Here is a 15,243-nt window from a genome sequence, read left to right as displayed (position 1 = left end):
CTGAATTATGTTTTTGATAATAACATCATCTGATCATCCCATGACGACAAGTTATTGTATAAATACCGAACCCGATCACCTGAGTAACCTGATCCGGTATCAACTGGAAATTTAATTCACACAACCAGGCAACTCAATATTGCTTTCGGCCAATGATCCCATATTGTTATACATCGCACAGGCCGCATCCACTAAGTGCATGGCTAACGCCGCACCACTGCCCTCGCCTAACCGCATGCCCATTTGCAAATAGGGTTCCAACTGCAAATGGTTCAGTGCGATAACCGCACCTTTTTCTGCTGATAGATGAGATGGAATCAGGTAATCACGCACCTTGGCTTCGATACGGCAAGCAGCCAACGCAGAAGCATAGGAGAGAAAACCATCCAACACCACCGGTAAACCTGCAGCGGCAGCGCCTAACATCACTCCGGTCATCCCCACCAGATCAAAACCACCGACTTTCGCCAGCACATCAATGCCATCGCTAGCATCTGGCTGATTGGTTTCAATTGCGCGCCGCACTACGGCCACTTTGTGATGTAATTGCTCACTGGGGAAATTAGCCCCGATCCCCACTGCCAACTCAGGGTCGCTGTCGGTAAATACACTGACCATCGCCGCTGCGGGAGTGGTATTCGCCATCCCCAACTCACCCACGCCAAACACTTTCACGCCGCCCGCAGCCTGTTGCAGTGTCAGTGTCGCACTGGCAATCAGTAAATCTTCGGCTTGTTGACGAGTCATGGCCGCACCGCGAGCAATATTGCCACTGCCGCGCGCCACTTTCATGTCAATCACGCCGGGCAGCGTATCGCTATCGATACCCACATCCACTATCTTGACTTCTGCACCGGCGTTGGCCGCCAATACACACACACCGGTCACACCCCTGACCATATTCAGTGCCTGAACCATCGTCACAACGCGAGGTGAAATAGCCACGCCTTCGTCGTAAACACCGTGGTCAGCCGCCATCACAATGATTTGTTTGCGATCAACCTGATGGCCATATAAACCGCGCATTCCCGCCAATTGGATCGCCAATTGCTCCAAACGCCCCAAACTGCCCTGTGGTTTTAGCAAACCATCCAGCCGTGTTGTAGCTCGGGCCATCGCTTTGCTATCCAGTGGAGCAATGGTGCGCAGAATTGATGAAAGTGTTTGCATCTATTTAACCTCGTGGTGCAGGCTACCAGGCAGCCCGACTGTTGAACGCACGCAACGTGACAAACCCATCATGGATCTCCAACACGCTGTATGCCCCCTGCTCAAAATGAAAATGCCACATGGCGGCGGCTGGCATCGCCAGTAAACGCGCCAGCATCAGGCTTAATACCCCCTGATGGGCAACCAGCAGTTGATTGTTATCGTGATTGTTTGTTTGGTGACGATTTGTTTGGTGACTGTTGGTTGAAAGCAGTGACTGAACGACGCTTTCGACTCGGTCTGAAAACTGTATAAAAGACTCCCCGCCAGTGGGGCTGGCCTGTTGCCAGTCTGTCACCCATGCCGCCCATGCATCAGGGTCTTCACGCTGTAAATCATGGTGATGGCGCATTTCCCACTCACCAAAATTCATTTCATTTAATTGGTCATTAATGCCCGCATTTAGGGGATGCCCCGCCAGTACGATATCGGCAGTATGCCGCGCACGTAGCAACTGGCTACTGACACCATCAGCAAACGCCACATCCGCCAGCCAACTGGCGATATCACCGGCCTGCTCGACACCAAGTGGTGTTAACGCCAAATCGGTCAAGCCGCAAAAAACGCCGCGCAAATTGGCTTCGGTTTGCCCGTGGCGCACCAGAAAAAGTCGCATAGAATGGCTCATCAAAAGTGTTCGAAAACAGGTCGTGTTACAGCAACGCCAGTAGGAATATCAACTCACCCACTTCGGCCGCAGCTCCCAGCGTGTCACCGGTTTGCCCGCCCAGACGGCGGCGCAGGTAGGTTGCCAATAATGCCACCACCACCATGCTAATCACCAACGCCAACAGCGCTGCGCCCTGACCAAGTAACAGGGTTAATATCGCGCCACCGGCCAAGGTAATTAGTGTTTGTTTCCCTGTCACTTTACCGATGTAAATGTTGCCTAATCCATTACCTTCGCGCGCATAGCGTTGGCGATACATCAACAGCACAATCACCGTGCGCCCGGCCACTGATGCGGCGGTGAGCATCAATAGCATCGGTGCATCGCGCAGCGCCAATTCACTGACCACCAGCACTTTTGCCACCACGATAAATATCAGCGCCAAACCGCCGTTGGTACCGAGACGGCTGTCGCGCATGATTTCCAGCATTTGCTCGCGCTTACGGGCCGAAAACACCCCATCACAGGTATCTGCCAGCCCGTCGAGATGAAAAGCACCGGTAACCAATGCCAACGCCAGGACATATCCCAACGCCGCCAGTGGCACACCACACCACGGTGCCAATAGAGTGAAAACCACCCCACCGATCACCCCCACAATCAGGCCGATAAACGGAAAACCGATAATACCGCGCTCGTAGTTATCCAGCGCCAGCCCTTGCGTCCAGCGCTCTGGTACCGGAATACGGGTCATAAACTGCAATGTTGCGAGAAATAGACGCAGGTTCATTTAATCTTAACCTCAATACCCGAAACCACTAAAAACACCTCATCAGCCGCCGCTGCCAATCGCTGATTGACTCGTCCGGCAATATCACGAAAATGCCGCGCCAGGCGATTTTCCGGTACGATCCCCATGCCCAGCTCGTTGGTCACCAGATAAATAGGCGCACTACTACGTGCACAAGCCGCCAACAACTCGGTAATTTGCTGCGAAATACCCTCCTCAAGCGCGGTAAAATCCATCTGTTCCGGTGGCGTATCCCCCGCCAGTTCAAACAGCAAATTGGTAATCAGTGTGGTAATGCATTCCAACATAACGGCTTCGCCGGGTTCGACGTGCTTTTCCAGCACCACTCCGAGATCACGATAGCCTTCCCAGGTACGCCAATGCGCCGGGCGGCTGGCACGGTGTAATGCAACCCGCGCTGCCATTTCTGCATCTGTTACCACTGAGGTCGCAATGTAAAATACCCGTTCGGCCGCTTGTGCTGCCAAACGTTCGGCCAATGAACTCTTGCCACTGCGCGCCCCTCCGGTAATCAAAATCACTGTGCGCGCTCCTGTTGATGCTGTTTCATTAGTTTTAAAATCCTATCAATATCAATATGCTCGCGCATCTGTGATGCCAGAATGTCGAACTGTTGCTGTTTATGTTCAGCATAATTCACTGTCACGCCATCAAAAGCAGCCAGCCCTTTGCGTTGACGCAGGCTATCTAATAGCGCGCGGGTAAAGTGGTGGCTGTCAAATAGCCCGTGGATATAGCTGCCCAATACGCTGCCATCGCCATTCACCGCGCCATCCACCCACTGCTCAGCTTGTCCGTTACGTAAAGTTAGCTGTGCAAAAGGTATGGCAGCACTGCCCAGATGGGAGACACCCATATGGATTTCATAACCTTCAAGCGGGTGATCACAACAGTTTTTCAATATGCCTGGCAGGCCAATCTGACAATAACCGCTAACGCGCGTGGTGACTTTATCTGGCGCGAACTCGGTTTCCACATCTAGCAACCCCAAACCATCCATCTGCTCAAGGCCAGACTCCACGCCATCAATAATGCGTTTTCCCAGCATTTGATAACCACCGCAAATGCCTATCACCGGCACATTACGTTGATGCAGCGTCAGTAACGCTGCCGCCAGCCCACTGTGGTGCAGCCATTGCAAATCACCCAGCGTATTCTTGCTGCCCGGCAAAATAATCAAATCCGGCTGGCCCAACGCCGACAACTGCGAGACATAGCGCAAGCGCACATCCGGTTGCGCGGCCAGCGCATTAAAATCAGTAAAGTTAGCAATATGAGGTAAACGGATCACCGCAATATCCAGCGCCTTTTCTGCCGTATCCTGATATTTGCCATTTTGCAGAGCGACACCATCTTCATCTTCTAAATCTATATCCAGCCACGGCATCACCCCCAGTACCGGGACATTGGTCAGGGCTTCAATCTGTTCCAGGCCAGGGGTCAGCAGTGCGATATCGCCGCGAAACTTATTGATTATCACCCCTTTGACGCGTGCTTTTTCATGGGGATGCAGCAGTGCCAGAGTGCCATAGATAGAGGCAAACACCCCGCCTCTGTCAATGTCCGCCACCAGCAATACCGGCGCGTCTGCCATTTCAGCCATACCCATATTGACGATATCACGGTCACGCAGATTAATTTCCGCCGGGCTGCCTGCACCTTCCAGCACCATAACGTCATATTCGCGTGCCAAACTGTGGTAAACCTCGCTGATTTGCTGCTGCAATTGCGGTTTATACTGATGGTATTCCACCGCATCCATATTGCAGGCAACTTTACCCATTAAAACCACCTGTGCCTTACGGTCGCTGGTGGGTTTGAGCAGTACTGGATTCATGCGAACATCTGGGGCAATTCCGGCCGCTTCGGCCTGAAAAATCTGCGCCCGCCCCATCTCTTCCCCCTGCGGGGTAATGCCCGAATTGAGTGCCATATTCTGCGATTTAAACGGCGCACAGCGATAACCATCTTGCATAAAGATGCGGCATAGCCCGGCCACTAATACACTTTTACCCACGTCAGATGCCGTGCCCTGCACCATTATCGATAAATTCATCACTGGCCGACTCATCGCGCCTCCTCCGTTTCGCGTTGACGCATCAGCGCGAAGAGTTGTTCTTCCGTTTTGCACAGCGGCAAACCCAGCTCACTGTGCATTTTGACCAACCACGGCTGAACCAGCCCGGCAGCTTGCAGTTTTTCCTGTTGTAGGAACACTTCGGTTGTTTCACCGGCAATCATCAAGTGACCGTGCGATAAGACATAAAGGTAATCACAGACCTTATAAATCAAATCAATATCATGGCTGGAGAGAATAACGCGTTTTCCCTCTGCGACAATACGTTCAATGATAGTAATCATGTGCTGCCGACCGGCCGGGTCCAATCCGGCAGTGGGTTCATCCAGTAGCAGATACTCTGCCTCCATCACCAACGCACCGGCAATGGCCACCCGTTTTTTCTGCCCATGACTCAAGTGCTGGATAGATTTATGGCGAAATCCTTGCGCATCTACCAAAGTCAACGCTCGGTCAACCCGCTGTGCAATAATCTCTTCGGGCATCCCCAAATTTCGCAGGCTGAAGGCGATATCACTATCAATATCGGTATAAAAAATCTGCTGTTCCGGATCTTGAAATACCGTCGTTACACGCTGACGCAATTCACGTAAGTTGGCTTTCTTATAGCTGAGCGGCTCACCTTGCCACAACACCGCGCCCTGCTGCGGTTGCAAAATACCGGTCAGGTTCATAAATAACGTGGATTTGCCACAACCATTAGCCCCCAAGACACCGGTGACCGCATGCTGACTGAAATCCAGTGTCAAGTCGTGCAATACCTGCTCTTCCTGATAGCTGAAACCTAACTGCCTGGTGGCTAACATGACATCCTGCCTTACAGGTGGAAATCGCCCTGATAGAGTTTCATATCCAGCGAGATGACCATTTGCTGATAGCGAATCATCACGCGGGTAAATAGCATACCGACCAACATTGCCAGCGAATGGTAGCCGGTACGCAATGAGATATAACCAAATCGCAGAGACTGCGCCTGATGGATCGCAGCGGCCTCCTCAATCAAAATAAAAATAAACCGCCAGGTCAGCAGGATTTGCTCGGTCAGCAATCGGGGGGCATGGCAGCGCTTCAATATTTGGATAAGCTGCGGGAATGGCGTATTCAGCACAAACCAAAAAGTGGCTGCCAATGCCGCCAAACTGCGCCATAGCGTTTGATTGGCGGTGGTTAATCCGACTTTATCAAACCCCAACCACCAATGACCTATCTGCATACCCCACCACAGGCTCTCTGGTTGGCGCGAGAGTGATATCACAATCGTGACTAACCCCACCAACAGGAAAGAGAGCGGGATAGCCAGCCAGCACAGATAACGGCGCGGCCCCACCCGCAACAGATAACATGTCAGGGCGGCGATAAACACCAATAGCAGCGCCTGATACATGGGCGGGCTAAGCATGGCGGCCAACAGGAAAACGGCATATAGCACCAATTTTCCCATTGGATCGGCCTGTCGCCAGCGGCTTTGATAACTGAGTTTATCAATCCCCAGCATGCTCACCGCGTTTCCCCCGGTAATAACCCAAGATATAGAAAATCACCGCCGCCCCAATGGAACCTTGCAGGGTAAACAGCAAGCTTTCAATTTCACCACTGGCGGGTTCATATAACGGCGTGAACCACGGCTGATAATGAGGTGCGGTAGTCTGAATCAGAGTTTCGGCTTCACCATCTGAGCCACCATATTCACCACCGTGATTAATAAAGAACGGCATTATGACCAGAGCGATCACCATCGCCAGCAAAATAAGCGTCTTTTTCATGTTAGTGAGTCCCTGCGTGGATTAACTGGCGTTTGGTTAATTGGTCGTAAATCATCACTGTCAGCAAGCCTTCAGCGATGGCTATCGGGATCTGGGTAATGCAGAACACCCCCATAAACTTGATAATCGAACCGCTAACACCAAATTGCGGGTCAGGGAAAGCCAGACCAAGCTGTACCGAGGTGACAAAGTAAGTGGTTAAGTCCGCCAGCATGGCGCAAAGAAATACCCCGACGTCGCGGCGCAATCCCGCTTTACAGGCCAACTTCCACACCAGATAACCCACTACTGGCCCAATAACCGCCATTGACATGCCATTAGCACCCAACGTTGTCAGGCCGCCGTGCGCCAGTAATAACGCCTGGAACAGCAGCACAATGGCCCCCAACACCGCCACCACTACTGGCCCAAACAGAATAACCGCTAGCCCGACGCCGGTCGGATGCGAACAACTGCCGGTCACCGATGGGATTTTCAGTGCCGATAACACGAAAATAAAGGCACCGCACAGCGCTAACAGGACTTTTTGATTGCTATCTTCAGCGACAATCTGTTTCAAACGAACCAGCCCCATAAACAAACACGGCAGGAACAGTATCCACCAGGCCAGTGCCCACATCGGCGGTAAAAAACCTTCCATGATGTGCATGGCAAAAACGTCATTCGGTGCCAACGTAAGCAGGATTGCCATTGCCACTCCGCTATACGAGAGTTTCTTTAACTGTCTTTCCATTTCGCATTCCTTTTCCCCCTTCTTACTTGAAGCCGCAGCGGTGTTAGCGGCTCTCACTCACCCGAATCACTTACTTATGTAAGCTCATCGGGATGAGTTCGTTTGCTGCCTTGCTGCAACTCCAATTAATTTGGGGCGTAATTTAAAATTAATTAACCATCTATTTAACTAACCTGTTATTCATTAACTAATTGCTGTTTATTCACTAAAATGGTCGAGAAATAGGGCAATGGCTGATCAGCGGCAATAGTGTCTAACTGACGCCAGCACACCTCGCCGGGTAATGAAGCCTCCGACATCAACAGCGCATGTGGGAACAGATTTAACCGGCCCAATAGCGCCTGAATTTGTGCAAAGCGGCCATACACTTTCATCAGCACTACGCAGTCGTGATCGCGCAAAGCGCGTTCCAGCTCGGCTTCTGGGGCGGTGCAAGACATAACCGCCAGCGATTGTTGCTCCATCGCCAAGGGTAACGCAGCACGTGAGGCAATGGCGGCAAATGAGGTTACGCCCGGGACAATTTCCAACCAATCAGGCCGCCCAATGCGTTCCAATAAAAATACCCATGTGCTAAATAACATGGCGTCGCCGAGGGTGATAAAGCCCACCTGACGGCCCTGCGCAACTTCCGCTTGCAGCTGTTGTGCCACCTCATCCCACACCGCCTGCTTTTCGCTGTCATCGGCGCTCATCGGGAAATGGCAGGTGCGGATTTCGGTGTTAGGTGATAAATATTCGCGCACAATTGACAATGCCAGACTGTCACCGCCTTTACGCCCTGCCGGGGCATACAGCACATCCAGTTTGGCTATCAGCCGTGCCGCCCGCACGGTGATTAAATCGCTGGCTCCGGGGCCGACACCCAATGCATAAAGTCTGCCGCTCATTACACTGCCTCCTGCTGTTTTTGCTGCAAGGCACTCGCCAGATGCTGAACAAACATCTGGCGAATCAATGGGTTCTCTCCCAATCCTTGCAGCCATGATTGCGCACTGATACCCGCGGCTTCCAGTTGTGAGCGCCATGAATCCGGCTCTGCAGAAGCCATGTCATTGATGGCGTGATCACCGGCCACCAGCATCAATGGCATCAGATGCACTTTGCGCACCCCCTGCTGCTGTAAGCGGCTAATGATGTGGTCGATTTCCGGATAACTTTCCACCGCACCAACCAAAGCAGGGAAGTTGAGAGAGGTCATTAAATGATCCAGGCAGGCATAAGCAGAAAAGGCGAAGTGACTGGCCCCGTGGCCCATAAATACCACCCGCTCATCCGCCGCCAACAGCGGCATTTGTGCTTGCAGTGCCACTAACAATTGCTGGTAATCGGCAAAGCTGCTTAACAGTGGTGTGCCCAATACCAGATGATGAAAGCAGTCGCTAAAACCGCGCACTTCATTAGCGATTTTTTCGTATTCATCGCCATTAATCACATGCAGTGATTGGATAGCGACATCTTGATAACCCTGTTCAGCCAGTAGTTTCAGTGCTTCTCGCGGGTTATTGATCAACAAACCATCGCGTTTACGCAGCTTGCGAATGATCATTTCTGAGGTAAAGGCGCGGAACACATCGCGATCGCTATAAGCCGCCGATAGCTGTTGCTCACAAGCTTCAATGTTCTTTTGGCGAGTGTGTTCATAACTGGTGCCGAAACTGATCACCAACAGTGCTTTTTTCATTTTATTGTCCTCGTTGTTCTTGCCAGTGGGCCAGATTGCTGCCAATGCATCAGATGTCGGGTAAATTCATCCAATGAAGTCACTTGTTGCCCAAGACTGCCCAACACCACGGCGGCCGGACGGCGCACCACAATGCAGGGAATATTCAGTGCCAGACAGGGAGCCACTTTTTCCTGGTAGCCACCTTGCACGCCAGACTCCTTGGTGATAACCACATCTGGCTGGCAAAACTCATACAGCGCGTGATTGAATTGCGTGCTGAATGGCCCACGCAGCGCGATAATATTGTCTACCCCCAACCCCAGAGCCTCACATTGGCTCAGCACCTCAGCCGTTGGCAGCACTCGCGCTAACAAAGTTTTACCGGTCAGCCGCTGTTGATACTCCGCCAACTGCTTGCTGCCGGTGGTCAAGAGCACCCGCGGCCCTAAACCTTGCGCCACGGCACACGCTGCCGCTGCACTGTCTACTTTGTAGAGCTGCGGATGATGAATAGCGTCAATTTCACTCGGGCGCTGATAACGCGTCAGTACGACATTTGATTGCCCGCAAGCAGCAGCCACATTGTCACTGAGCTGGTTGGCGTAGGGATGTGAAGCATCAACTACCCACTGCACCTGTCTGGTGATAAGAAAATCGGCCATTTGTGCTGCATCCATCCGCCCGACCAATACCTCGCCGCCAATGTCGCCCGCCAGTTGTTTGCCCGCATCGGTAGCGACCGACAGGCTGTAGCGCTCACCAAATTCGTCCAGCAGTTGGCAAATTAGCCGGGCATCACTGGTGCCGCCAAATATATGAATCGGCGGAGGGTCATAAGTCATAGTGAATCGTCCGTCATAATGAATAGCCCCGTGGCGTTATCATCAGCCCGTTACGGCAATAAGTGGCCTGATTGCCAACAATCACCAAACTGGTCATGTCTACCGGTTCAACATCCATTTCACCTATTGTGGTTAGCCATTTTTCCTGTTTTTTGCGCCCTGCCGCCTTCACCACACCCACCGGCGTGGCGGCTTTCTTCCACGGCTGCATTAACTCAAACGCCCGCGCCAAATGCCCTTCGCGGCCACGGCTGCGCGGGTTATAGAAGCAGATAACAAAATCGGCTTGTGCCGCCGCGATAATGCGTTTTTCAATCACTTCCCACGGCGTCATCAAATCGCTCAGGCTGATATGACAAAAGTCATGCATCAGCGGTGCGCCGAGCAATGAGGCCGCGGCGATACTGGCGGTGATACCAGCGACCAGCCGCACTTCTAACGCCAACTGTTGCTGTGTGACCAGCTCCAACACCAAGCCCGCCATGCCGTAAATACCGGCATCGCCACTGCTGATAAGCGCCACGTTATGACCGGCCAGTGCCAGGTCAATCGCCGCCTGACAGCGCTCAATCTCTTTACACATGCCGGTTTTGATCACCTGTTTATCCTGAGTCATGGATTTGACCAGATGGGTATAGGTTTTGTAGCCGACAATAATTTCTGCTTCGCGAATAGCGGCGATAGCGTCCTGCGTCATCATTGATTCACTGCCTGGCCCAATGCCAATCACGGTTAACATTAATGCGATACTCCCAGAGTGATGGTGACGCCCTGCTGACGCAGAGTATTGCCAACCAATTTACCGTCGCTCATCAGCCAGGCGACCGGTTGTGAAACGCTACCGACACCCACCGTTTGGCGGACAAAATCAGAAGCAGGGAAACGTTGTTCATGGCGGCTCAGTTCGCCGACGCTGAACAGTTCGAATGGCACCCGCCAGCATTTAGCCAATTGATGCAGCGCCGGTTCATCTTTTTTGATAGTGACGCTGCCAATAGCTCGTAATGCCATGACATCAAAATGATTTTCGGCCATTTGCTGTTGCAGCAATTCAACCAGCGTTTGCAGCGAGGTGGCCCGACGGCAACCAATGCCCGCCACCACCCGGCGTGGCACCAGTTTGTAAACCGGTAAAGCAAGCTCGGGTAAGCTGTCGCGCAGTGTGATGCACACCAGGGCATCCAGTGGTGGCAGTGCATCCAAGGAATCAACCGGCACAAACCCCCGCGTGTCACAGCGTTCGCGTTCCGCCAACAGCGGCGCATCCCACCACAACCCAACTTTTTGGTTGCTGACCAACATTTGATTGACCACTTTGACCGCATGGCGGAAATCTTGCATTTCGCCGTCCAGTTGGGTGGCCAGTGTGTCCAGCGCCGCCATCTCATTCACATCAGTGGCGGTGGTTATCACCGGATCAGCACCCAAAATGCCCGCCAGATAGCGGGTTAGGGTATTCGCCCCTCCCACATGTCCCGACAGCAAACTGACGACGTGTTGCCCGCGCTCATCAATCACCACCACCGCAGGGTCGGTCATTTTATCGTTTACCAGCGGCGCGATAACCCGCACTGTCAGGCCAATTGCCCCCACCACCACTAGTGCTGAATACTGTTTAAATGCTTCACGCAGGGTGTCGCCAAAACTGCCGTTGAAGGGCAAGAAACCCTCTTCCAGCAGTTTGTCACTGGTAAAACAGGTCAGCGGCAAGTGGGTTTGCAAGCGCCGCGCCAGCCGCACTCCGCCGGGGGTCAGGCAAAATACCGCGATTGATTCAGGCTTGACGATATTCATGGCTAAACCCCGCGTCATAGAGTTTGGAATAGTGGTATTCATCACCGAGGAATGCCCCCACCAAAATCAGCGCCGTTTTATGAATGGCCGCCGCCCGCACTAACTCGGCGATATCTGCCAGCGTGCCGCGTACCGTGCGGCTTTCAGCCCATGTGGCTTTGTACACCACCGCGACCGGCGTATTGGCGGGATAGCCACCGGCGATTAAGCGCTCGGCAACGCGGTCCATTTCCTGTACTGATAAGAAAATCGCCATTGAAGTTTGGTGCGCGGCGAAAGCTTCCAATTGCTCCAATGGCGGCATGGGTGTGCGCCCCTCAATACGGGTGATAATCAAGCTCTGTGCCACTTCCGGCACGGTGTATTCCACCCCCAGTTGCGCCGCTGCGCCCAAGAAAGCACTGACCCCCGGCACCGAAACAAAGCCAATGCCGTGTTCGCCCAACACCTCCCCCTGCTCACGAATCGAGCCATACAAAGAGAGATCGCCGGTTTGCAGCCGCACTACCAGCTTGCCCGCGCGCACACCTTCCACCATCAGCGTAATGATTTGTTCCAGATTCAAGCCCGCGCTATCGTGACATTCAGCTTCGGCAGAGCAATATTCCAATAGCTCGGTATTGATAAGCGATCCGGCATAAATGACCACCTGCGCCTGTTGCAGCAAGCGGTAGCCTTTTAGCGTAATCAGCTCTTTGTCACCCGGCCCGGCCCCAACAAACCAGACTTTTTGCGTATCCCATGTTGATGCAGTATCAGGATGCTCAGACATTGCGCGCCTCCTTGTGGCAGGAAATCAGATAAGTAGGATTATTCGGTTTAAAATAGTGCCCGCGACCCAGAGGGGTCAGAGTGGAGAGTTGCAATTGCACACAATCCAGCTCGCTAACGACGCAGGTCTGTAAATGGCTTAATGCTTCATTGAGGTTATTGAGCAAAATAAAGGTCAATACCAAGCGGCCCCCAGGATTTAACATCATCAATGACCAGTCGATAAGGTCAGTCAGATGGCCACCGCTGCCGCCAATAAAAATGGCATCGGCTTTATCGGATAAAGGTAAAGGAGCGACTCCGGCAATAATGTCTACCTTGCGACACCCTAGCCGCTGGCGGTTTTCATTAATCAACTCAAGTGCTACCGGATTCCGTTCAATCGCCGTCACCCGTAAATCAGGAAAACGCAAAGCCGCTTCCAATGCCACACTGCCAGTACCCGCCCCCACATCAATCAAGTGAGCGGCACCCGACAAACTCAGCCGTTCCAGTGCCAATACTCGCACCGCTTCTTTGGTCATCGGGACTTTTTGCCCACGTAGGAACAGCTCATCTTTCATTGAGGATCACCACCACATTCATGTCATAGCGGGCCGCCACTTGCTTTGCTGGCAGGCGATAAATTCGTTCATTGGGTTGCGAGAGGTTTTCACCAATAATCAAGGTACGGGACAGGCCACGTTGCTGTAGCGCATCGGCAATAGCTCTTGGGCCAATAATGCCGTCGGTCACCATCGCCACTTTGTCGTGCTGGAAGATCCAGTCAAAATCGGGTTCACGACCATGACTGCTGGTAAGAAAGAGGTCGTTCATATCCAGTGCCGCTTTGGCGCACAAATATTGAATCGCGCTAATGCCGGGAACGATATGCAACTCCTCAGCGCTGAAGTTTGCTGCCAGCAATTTGCCGATGCCATACAGCAAAGGATCTCCCGAGGCCAGCACCACAATGGCGCGATGCTTATTGCTATCCAGCCACTCCAATAGCCCTAATAGATCAGCATCTAACAAGCGCGACTCTTTACTATCGCTGCTCAATGTCGCCAGATGGCGCTTACCGCCAACCAGTACCTCGGCGCGATCGATAGCCCGTCGAGCTGCGGGTGTCAGATAATCAGCATCACCGGGGCCAATCCCCACCACCGTAATCATCGTAACGCCTCCACAATCTCATCCAGTGGCCGGTTGCTACCTAGCACCTGATTATCAAAAGAGAATAAAATGGCATCACACTGGGGCGGGTTAACCGAGAAGCGCATCATCTCCGCAATGCGCTCGCAGATGCGCTGCGCGATACGCGCATACACCCCTTGCCAACCCTGCTCGGCAATTAACTCCATTGCCGCTTCCGTGGTATCACACTGATTAACTTTAAGTAATAGCGCATGGGGCGCACCCATTAAAGCCAAATGCGCCACCAGCGTCTCCATACGTCCATCAGCAATATGGCTGTGGGTATGGAAGATACCGGCGGCCACTTTGACCAATTTGCCCGGATGCCCAACTAACAGAACGTGGCGGAACCCCAAGCGCACGGTTTCTTGCAGCATATAGCCGACAAAATTACTCATGGTGACCACCCGTTGGCTATCCAGCCCCAGGTGGTCGCGGACAAAGCGCTCGCCGTGATTACCCGGCACCAAAATGACGCGATCAACACCTGCTGCCCGCTTCATTTCCAGCTCCAGCGCCAATGAGCGTTTCCAGCTCTCTTCTGACATCGGCGTCACAATACCGGTGGTACCAATGATGGAAATCCCGCCCAGAATCCCCAGCCGCCCGTTGTAGGTTTTCTTCGCTCGCTCCTCGCCTTCCGGCGCAAAGATTTCGACTTCTGCGCCACGCAATGGGCCGATGACTTCACGCACAGCAGCTTCGATGGTTTGGCGCGGAGTGCGGTTAATGGCGCTGCTGCCGACCGGCAACCCAATCCCTTTGCGAGTAACGGTTCCCACTCCTTCGCCGCCTCGCAGAGTAATGTCGGTCTGTGTGGTGAGGGTCACGCGGGCAAAAATCAGCATGCCGTGGGTAGCATCAATATCATCGCCGCCATCTTTGCGGATTGCGGCGGTGGCTTGCTGACCTTCAATCAACGGCTGCTCAACATTCAGACACAAGGTGATGCCGGAAGGCGTCACAATAGAAATTTGATCAATCACTTGCTGACGCAACACCATCAGCGCCGCCACTTTGGCCGCCGCCGTGGCACAGGAACCGGTGGTATAGCCTTTACGGTATTGCTTGCCGTTGTGCCAAATGCTGTCTAATTGCTGGTTTTGCAGTGCCGCGCCGTCATTCGCAATAACGTCACTCATAATGCCCCTCGCAACTGCGTCCTTTGTAATTGATAGAGGATGGCGTTAATAATGGCTGCCGCCACATTACTGCCCCCTTTACGCCCCAGCGCGGCAATACACGGCAAACCACTTGCCACCAACGCATCTTTGGATTCCGCCGCACCAACAAACCCCACCGGCACGCCGATGACCGCCACTGGGGACACTTGCCGTTCTAACAAACGGAATAACGCCGTCGGCGCATTACCGAATACAAACAGTTTTTCGCCCGGTTCCGCCAACGCCACATCTACCGCGGCCATCGAGCGGGTAATCCCCTGTACCGGCGCACTCTCCACCACCCGCGGATCACTGATATAACAGCGACACTCGCATCCCATCTGCTTTAACAGTGTTTTGTTAATGCCCGACATCGCCATAGTCGTGTCGGTGTACAGCGTGCATCCTCGACGTAGCCCCTCGGCAATGCGGGTCAGCACATCCGGTGAAAAATGCAGAATATCCAGCCAGTCAAAATCCGCTGTGGTGTGGATAACCCGCTTGACAACCGCTTCATGCATTGCACTGGCAAACCGAATCTCTGGCCGCTCAGCGGCGATAATATCGCCAATGATAACGAAGCTATTTTTCTCGATTTCCTGCGGGTTTTTTATATAGTTCATGAGGT

General features: G+C 53.0%; 19 protein-coding genes. All 19 read right to left on the bottom strand.

All coding sequences use genetic code 11. The annotated features are described in order from the left end of the window. Nucleotides 1-111: 111 nt before the first annotated feature. The gene (gene cobT, locus FGL26_RS02030) at nucleotides 112-1,170 is read right to left on the bottom strand and encodes a nicotinate-nucleotide--dimethylbenzimidazole phosphoribosyltransferase (protein ID WP_005168498.1); all 1,059 of its coding nucleotides are present in this window, start codon (nucleotides 1,168-1,170) and stop codon (nucleotides 112-114) included. A gap of 22 nt (nucleotides 1,171-1,192) precedes the next feature. Beyond that, complete coding sequence (locus FGL26_RS02025) at nucleotides 1,193-1,825, bottom strand: adenosylcobalamin/alpha-ribazole phosphatase (protein WP_005168497.1); 633 nt, start codon at nucleotides 1,823-1,825, stop codon at nucleotides 1,193-1,195. Between the two features lie 37 nt (nucleotides 1,826-1,862). Next, entirely contained in the window at nucleotides 1,863-2,609 is a 747-nt protein-coding gene (gene cobS, locus FGL26_RS02020; protein ID WP_005168496.1) for an adenosylcobinamide-GDP ribazoletransferase, read from the bottom strand. Beyond that, nucleotides 2,606-3,151 carry a bifunctional adenosylcobinamide kinase/adenosylcobinamide-phosphate guanylyltransferase gene (gene cobU / locus FGL26_RS02015; protein ID WP_005168495.1) on the bottom strand — a complete coding sequence of 182 codons (546 nt, stop codon included), beginning with the start codon at nucleotides 3,149-3,151 and terminating at the stop codon, nucleotides 2,606-2,608. Before cobU ends, cobS begins: the two co-directional genes overlap by 4 nt. Then, entirely contained in the window at nucleotides 3,148-4,686 is a 1,539-nt protein-coding gene (locus FGL26_RS02010; RefSeq protein WP_005168494.1) for a cobyric acid synthase, read from the bottom strand. Before FGL26_RS02010 ends, cobU begins: the two co-directional genes overlap by 4 nt. An 11-nt stretch (nucleotides 4,687-4,697) precedes the next feature. Continuing rightward, nucleotides 4,698-5,513 (bottom strand): ATP-binding cassette domain-containing protein, encoded by an 816-nt coding sequence (locus FGL26_RS02005; RefSeq protein WP_004699338.1) that lies wholly within the window; start codon nucleotides 5,511-5,513, stop codon nucleotides 4,698-4,700. Nucleotides 5,514-5,524: 11 nt separating this feature from the next. Further along, a complete protein-coding gene (locus FGL26_RS02000) occupies nucleotides 5,525-6,202 on the bottom strand; it encodes an energy-coupling factor ABC transporter transmembrane protein (protein ID WP_005168493.1) in 678 nt (225 codons plus the stop codon). After that, nucleotides 6,189-6,470 carry an energy-coupling factor ABC transporter substrate-binding protein gene (locus FGL26_RS01995; protein WP_004699340.1) on the bottom strand — a complete coding sequence of 94 codons (282 nt, stop codon included), beginning with the start codon at nucleotides 6,468-6,470 and terminating at the stop codon, nucleotides 6,189-6,191. The genes FGL26_RS02000 and FGL26_RS01995 overlap by 14 nt, the downstream gene beginning before the upstream one ends. Nucleotide 6,471: 1 nt before the next feature. Then, nucleotides 6,472-7,203 carry a cobalt ECF transporter S component CbiM gene (gene cbiM / locus FGL26_RS01990; protein WP_011816682.1) on the bottom strand — a complete coding sequence of 244 codons (732 nt, stop codon included), beginning with the start codon at nucleotides 7,201-7,203 and terminating at the stop codon, nucleotides 6,472-6,474. Between the two features lie 176 nt (nucleotides 7,204-7,379). Continuing rightward, on the bottom strand, nucleotides 7,380-8,093 hold the full coding sequence (locus FGL26_RS01985; RefSeq protein WP_032909144.1) for a cobalt-factor II C(20)-methyltransferase: 714 nt from the start codon (nucleotides 8,091-8,093) through the stop codon (nucleotides 7,380-7,382). After that, nucleotides 8,093-8,887, bottom strand: a complete 795-nt coding sequence (gene cbiK, locus FGL26_RS01980) for a sirohydrochlorin cobaltochelatase (protein WP_032912691.1) — start codon at nucleotides 8,885-8,887, stop codon at nucleotides 8,093-8,095. The genes FGL26_RS01985 and cbiK overlap by 1 nt, the downstream gene beginning before the upstream one ends. Continuing rightward, nucleotides 8,884-9,711, bottom strand: coding sequence for a cobalt-precorrin-6A reductase (locus FGL26_RS01975; protein WP_005168483.1), 828 nt, complete (start codon nucleotides 9,709-9,711; stop codon nucleotides 8,884-8,886). Before FGL26_RS01975 ends, cbiK begins: the two co-directional genes overlap by 4 nt. Nucleotides 9,712-9,724: 13 nt before the next feature. Further along, nucleotides 9,725-10,450, bottom strand: a complete 726-nt coding sequence (locus FGL26_RS01970; protein WP_005168481.1) for a precorrin-3B C(17)-methyltransferase — start codon at nucleotides 10,448-10,450, stop codon at nucleotides 9,725-9,727. Next, nucleotides 10,450-11,505 carry a cobalt-precorrin 5A hydrolase gene (cbiG, locus tag FGL26_RS01965; RefSeq protein WP_005168479.1) on the bottom strand — a complete coding sequence of 352 codons (1,056 nt, stop codon included), beginning with the start codon at nucleotides 11,503-11,505 and terminating at the stop codon, nucleotides 10,450-10,452. Before cbiG ends, FGL26_RS01970 begins: the two co-directional genes overlap by 1 nt. Next, nucleotides 11,486-12,277, bottom strand: a complete 792-nt coding sequence (locus tag FGL26_RS01960; RefSeq protein ID WP_005168478.1) for a cobalt-precorrin-4 methyltransferase — start codon at nucleotides 12,275-12,277, stop codon at nucleotides 11,486-11,488. Before FGL26_RS01960 ends, cbiG begins: the two co-directional genes overlap by 20 nt. Next, entirely contained in the window at nucleotides 12,270-12,839 is a 570-nt protein-coding gene (locus FGL26_RS01955) for a decarboxylating cobalt-precorrin-6B (C(15))-methyltransferase (protein ID WP_005168471.1), read from the bottom strand. Before FGL26_RS01955 ends, FGL26_RS01960 begins: the two co-directional genes overlap by 8 nt. Beyond that, a complete protein-coding gene (locus tag FGL26_RS01950; protein WP_005168469.1) occupies nucleotides 12,829-13,431 on the bottom strand; it encodes a cobalt-precorrin-7 (C(5))-methyltransferase in 603 nt (200 codons plus the stop codon). The genes FGL26_RS01955 and FGL26_RS01950 overlap by 11 nt, the downstream gene beginning before the upstream one ends. Continuing rightward, nucleotides 13,428-14,594, bottom strand: a complete 1,167-nt coding sequence (cbiD, locus tag FGL26_RS01945) for a cobalt-precorrin-5B (C(1))-methyltransferase CbiD (protein WP_005168467.1) — start codon at nucleotides 14,592-14,594, stop codon at nucleotides 13,428-13,430. Before cbiD ends, FGL26_RS01950 begins: the two co-directional genes overlap by 4 nt. Further along, nucleotides 14,591-15,238 (bottom strand): cobalt-precorrin-8 methylmutase, encoded by a 648-nt coding sequence (locus FGL26_RS01940; protein WP_005168465.1) that lies wholly within the window; start codon nucleotides 15,236-15,238, stop codon nucleotides 14,591-14,593. Before FGL26_RS01940 ends, cbiD begins: the two co-directional genes overlap by 4 nt. Nucleotides 15,239-15,243 lie beyond the last annotated feature (5 nt).

Origin of the sequence: Yersinia enterocolitica subsp. enterocolitica, from assembly GCF_901472495.1 — a bacterium.
Classification (GTDB): Bacteria; Pseudomonadota; Gammaproteobacteria; order Enterobacterales; family Enterobacteriaceae; genus Yersinia; species Yersinia enterocolitica.
This window is presented reverse-complemented; position numbering and strand designations above follow the sequence as displayed.

Bases quoted from the DNA above. Each gene is read 5' to 3' on its own strand.
- cobT (WP_005168498.1), bottom strand. From the start codon at position 1,170: ATGCAAACACTTTCATCAATTCTGCGCACCATTGCTCCACTGGATAGC.
- FGL26_RS02025 (WP_005168497.1), bottom strand. From the start codon at position 1,825: ATGCGACTTTTTCTGGTGCGCCACGGGCAAACCGAAGCCAATTTGCGC.
- cobS (WP_005168496.1), bottom strand. From the start codon at position 2,609: ATGAACCTGCGTCTATTTCTCGCAACATTGCAGTTTATGACCCGTATT.
- FGL26_RS02010 (WP_005168494.1), bottom strand. From the start codon at position 4,686: ATGAATTTATCGATAATGGTGCAGGGCACGGCATCTGACGTGGGTAAA.
- FGL26_RS02005 (WP_004699338.1), bottom strand. From the start codon at position 5,513: ATGTTAGCCACCAGGCAGTTAGGTTTCAGCTATCAGGAAGAGCAGGTA.
- FGL26_RS02000 (WP_005168493.1), bottom strand. From the start codon at position 6,202: ATGCTGGGGATTGATAAACTCAGTTATCAAAGCCGCTGGCGACAGGCC.
- FGL26_RS01995 (WP_004699340.1), bottom strand. From the start codon at position 6,470: ATGAAAAAGACGCTTATTTTGCTGGCGATGGTGATCGCTCTGGTCATA.
- cbiM (WP_011816682.1), bottom strand. From the start codon at position 7,203: ATGGAAAGACAGTTAAAGAAACTCTCGTATAGCGGAGTGGCAATGGCA.
- FGL26_RS01985 (WP_032909144.1), bottom strand. From the start codon at position 8,093: ATGAGCGGCAGACTTTATGCATTGGGTGTCGGCCCCGGAGCCAGCGAT.
- cbiK (WP_032912691.1), bottom strand. From the start codon at position 8,887: ATGAAAAAAGCACTGTTGGTGATCAGTTTCGGCACCAGTTATGAACAC.
- FGL26_RS01975 (WP_005168483.1), bottom strand. From the start codon at position 9,711: ATGACTTATGACCCTCCGCCGATTCATATATTTGGCGGCACCAGTGAT.
- FGL26_RS01970 (WP_005168481.1), bottom strand. From the start codon at position 10,450: ATGTTAACCGTGATTGGCATTGGGCCAGGCAGTGAATCAATGATGACG.
- cbiG (WP_005168479.1), bottom strand. From the start codon at position 11,505: ATGAATATCGTCAAGCCTGAATCAATCGCGGTATTTTGCCTGACCCCC.
- FGL26_RS01960 (WP_005168478.1), bottom strand. From the start codon at position 12,277: ATGTCTGAGCATCCTGATACTGCATCAACATGGGATACGCAAAAAGTC.
- FGL26_RS01955 (WP_005168471.1), bottom strand. From the start codon at position 12,839: ATGAAAGATGAGCTGTTCCTACGTGGGCAAAAAGTCCCGATGACCAAA.
- FGL26_RS01950 (WP_005168469.1), bottom strand. From the start codon at position 13,431: ATGATTACGGTGGTGGGGATTGGCCCCGGTGATGCTGATTATCTGACA.
- cbiD (WP_005168467.1), bottom strand. From the start codon at position 14,594: ATGAGTGACGTTATTGCGAATGACGGCGCGGCACTGCAAAACCAGCAA.
- FGL26_RS01940 (WP_005168465.1), bottom strand. From the start codon at position 15,238: ATGAACTATATAAAAAACCCGCAGGAAATCGAGAAAAATAGCTTCGTT.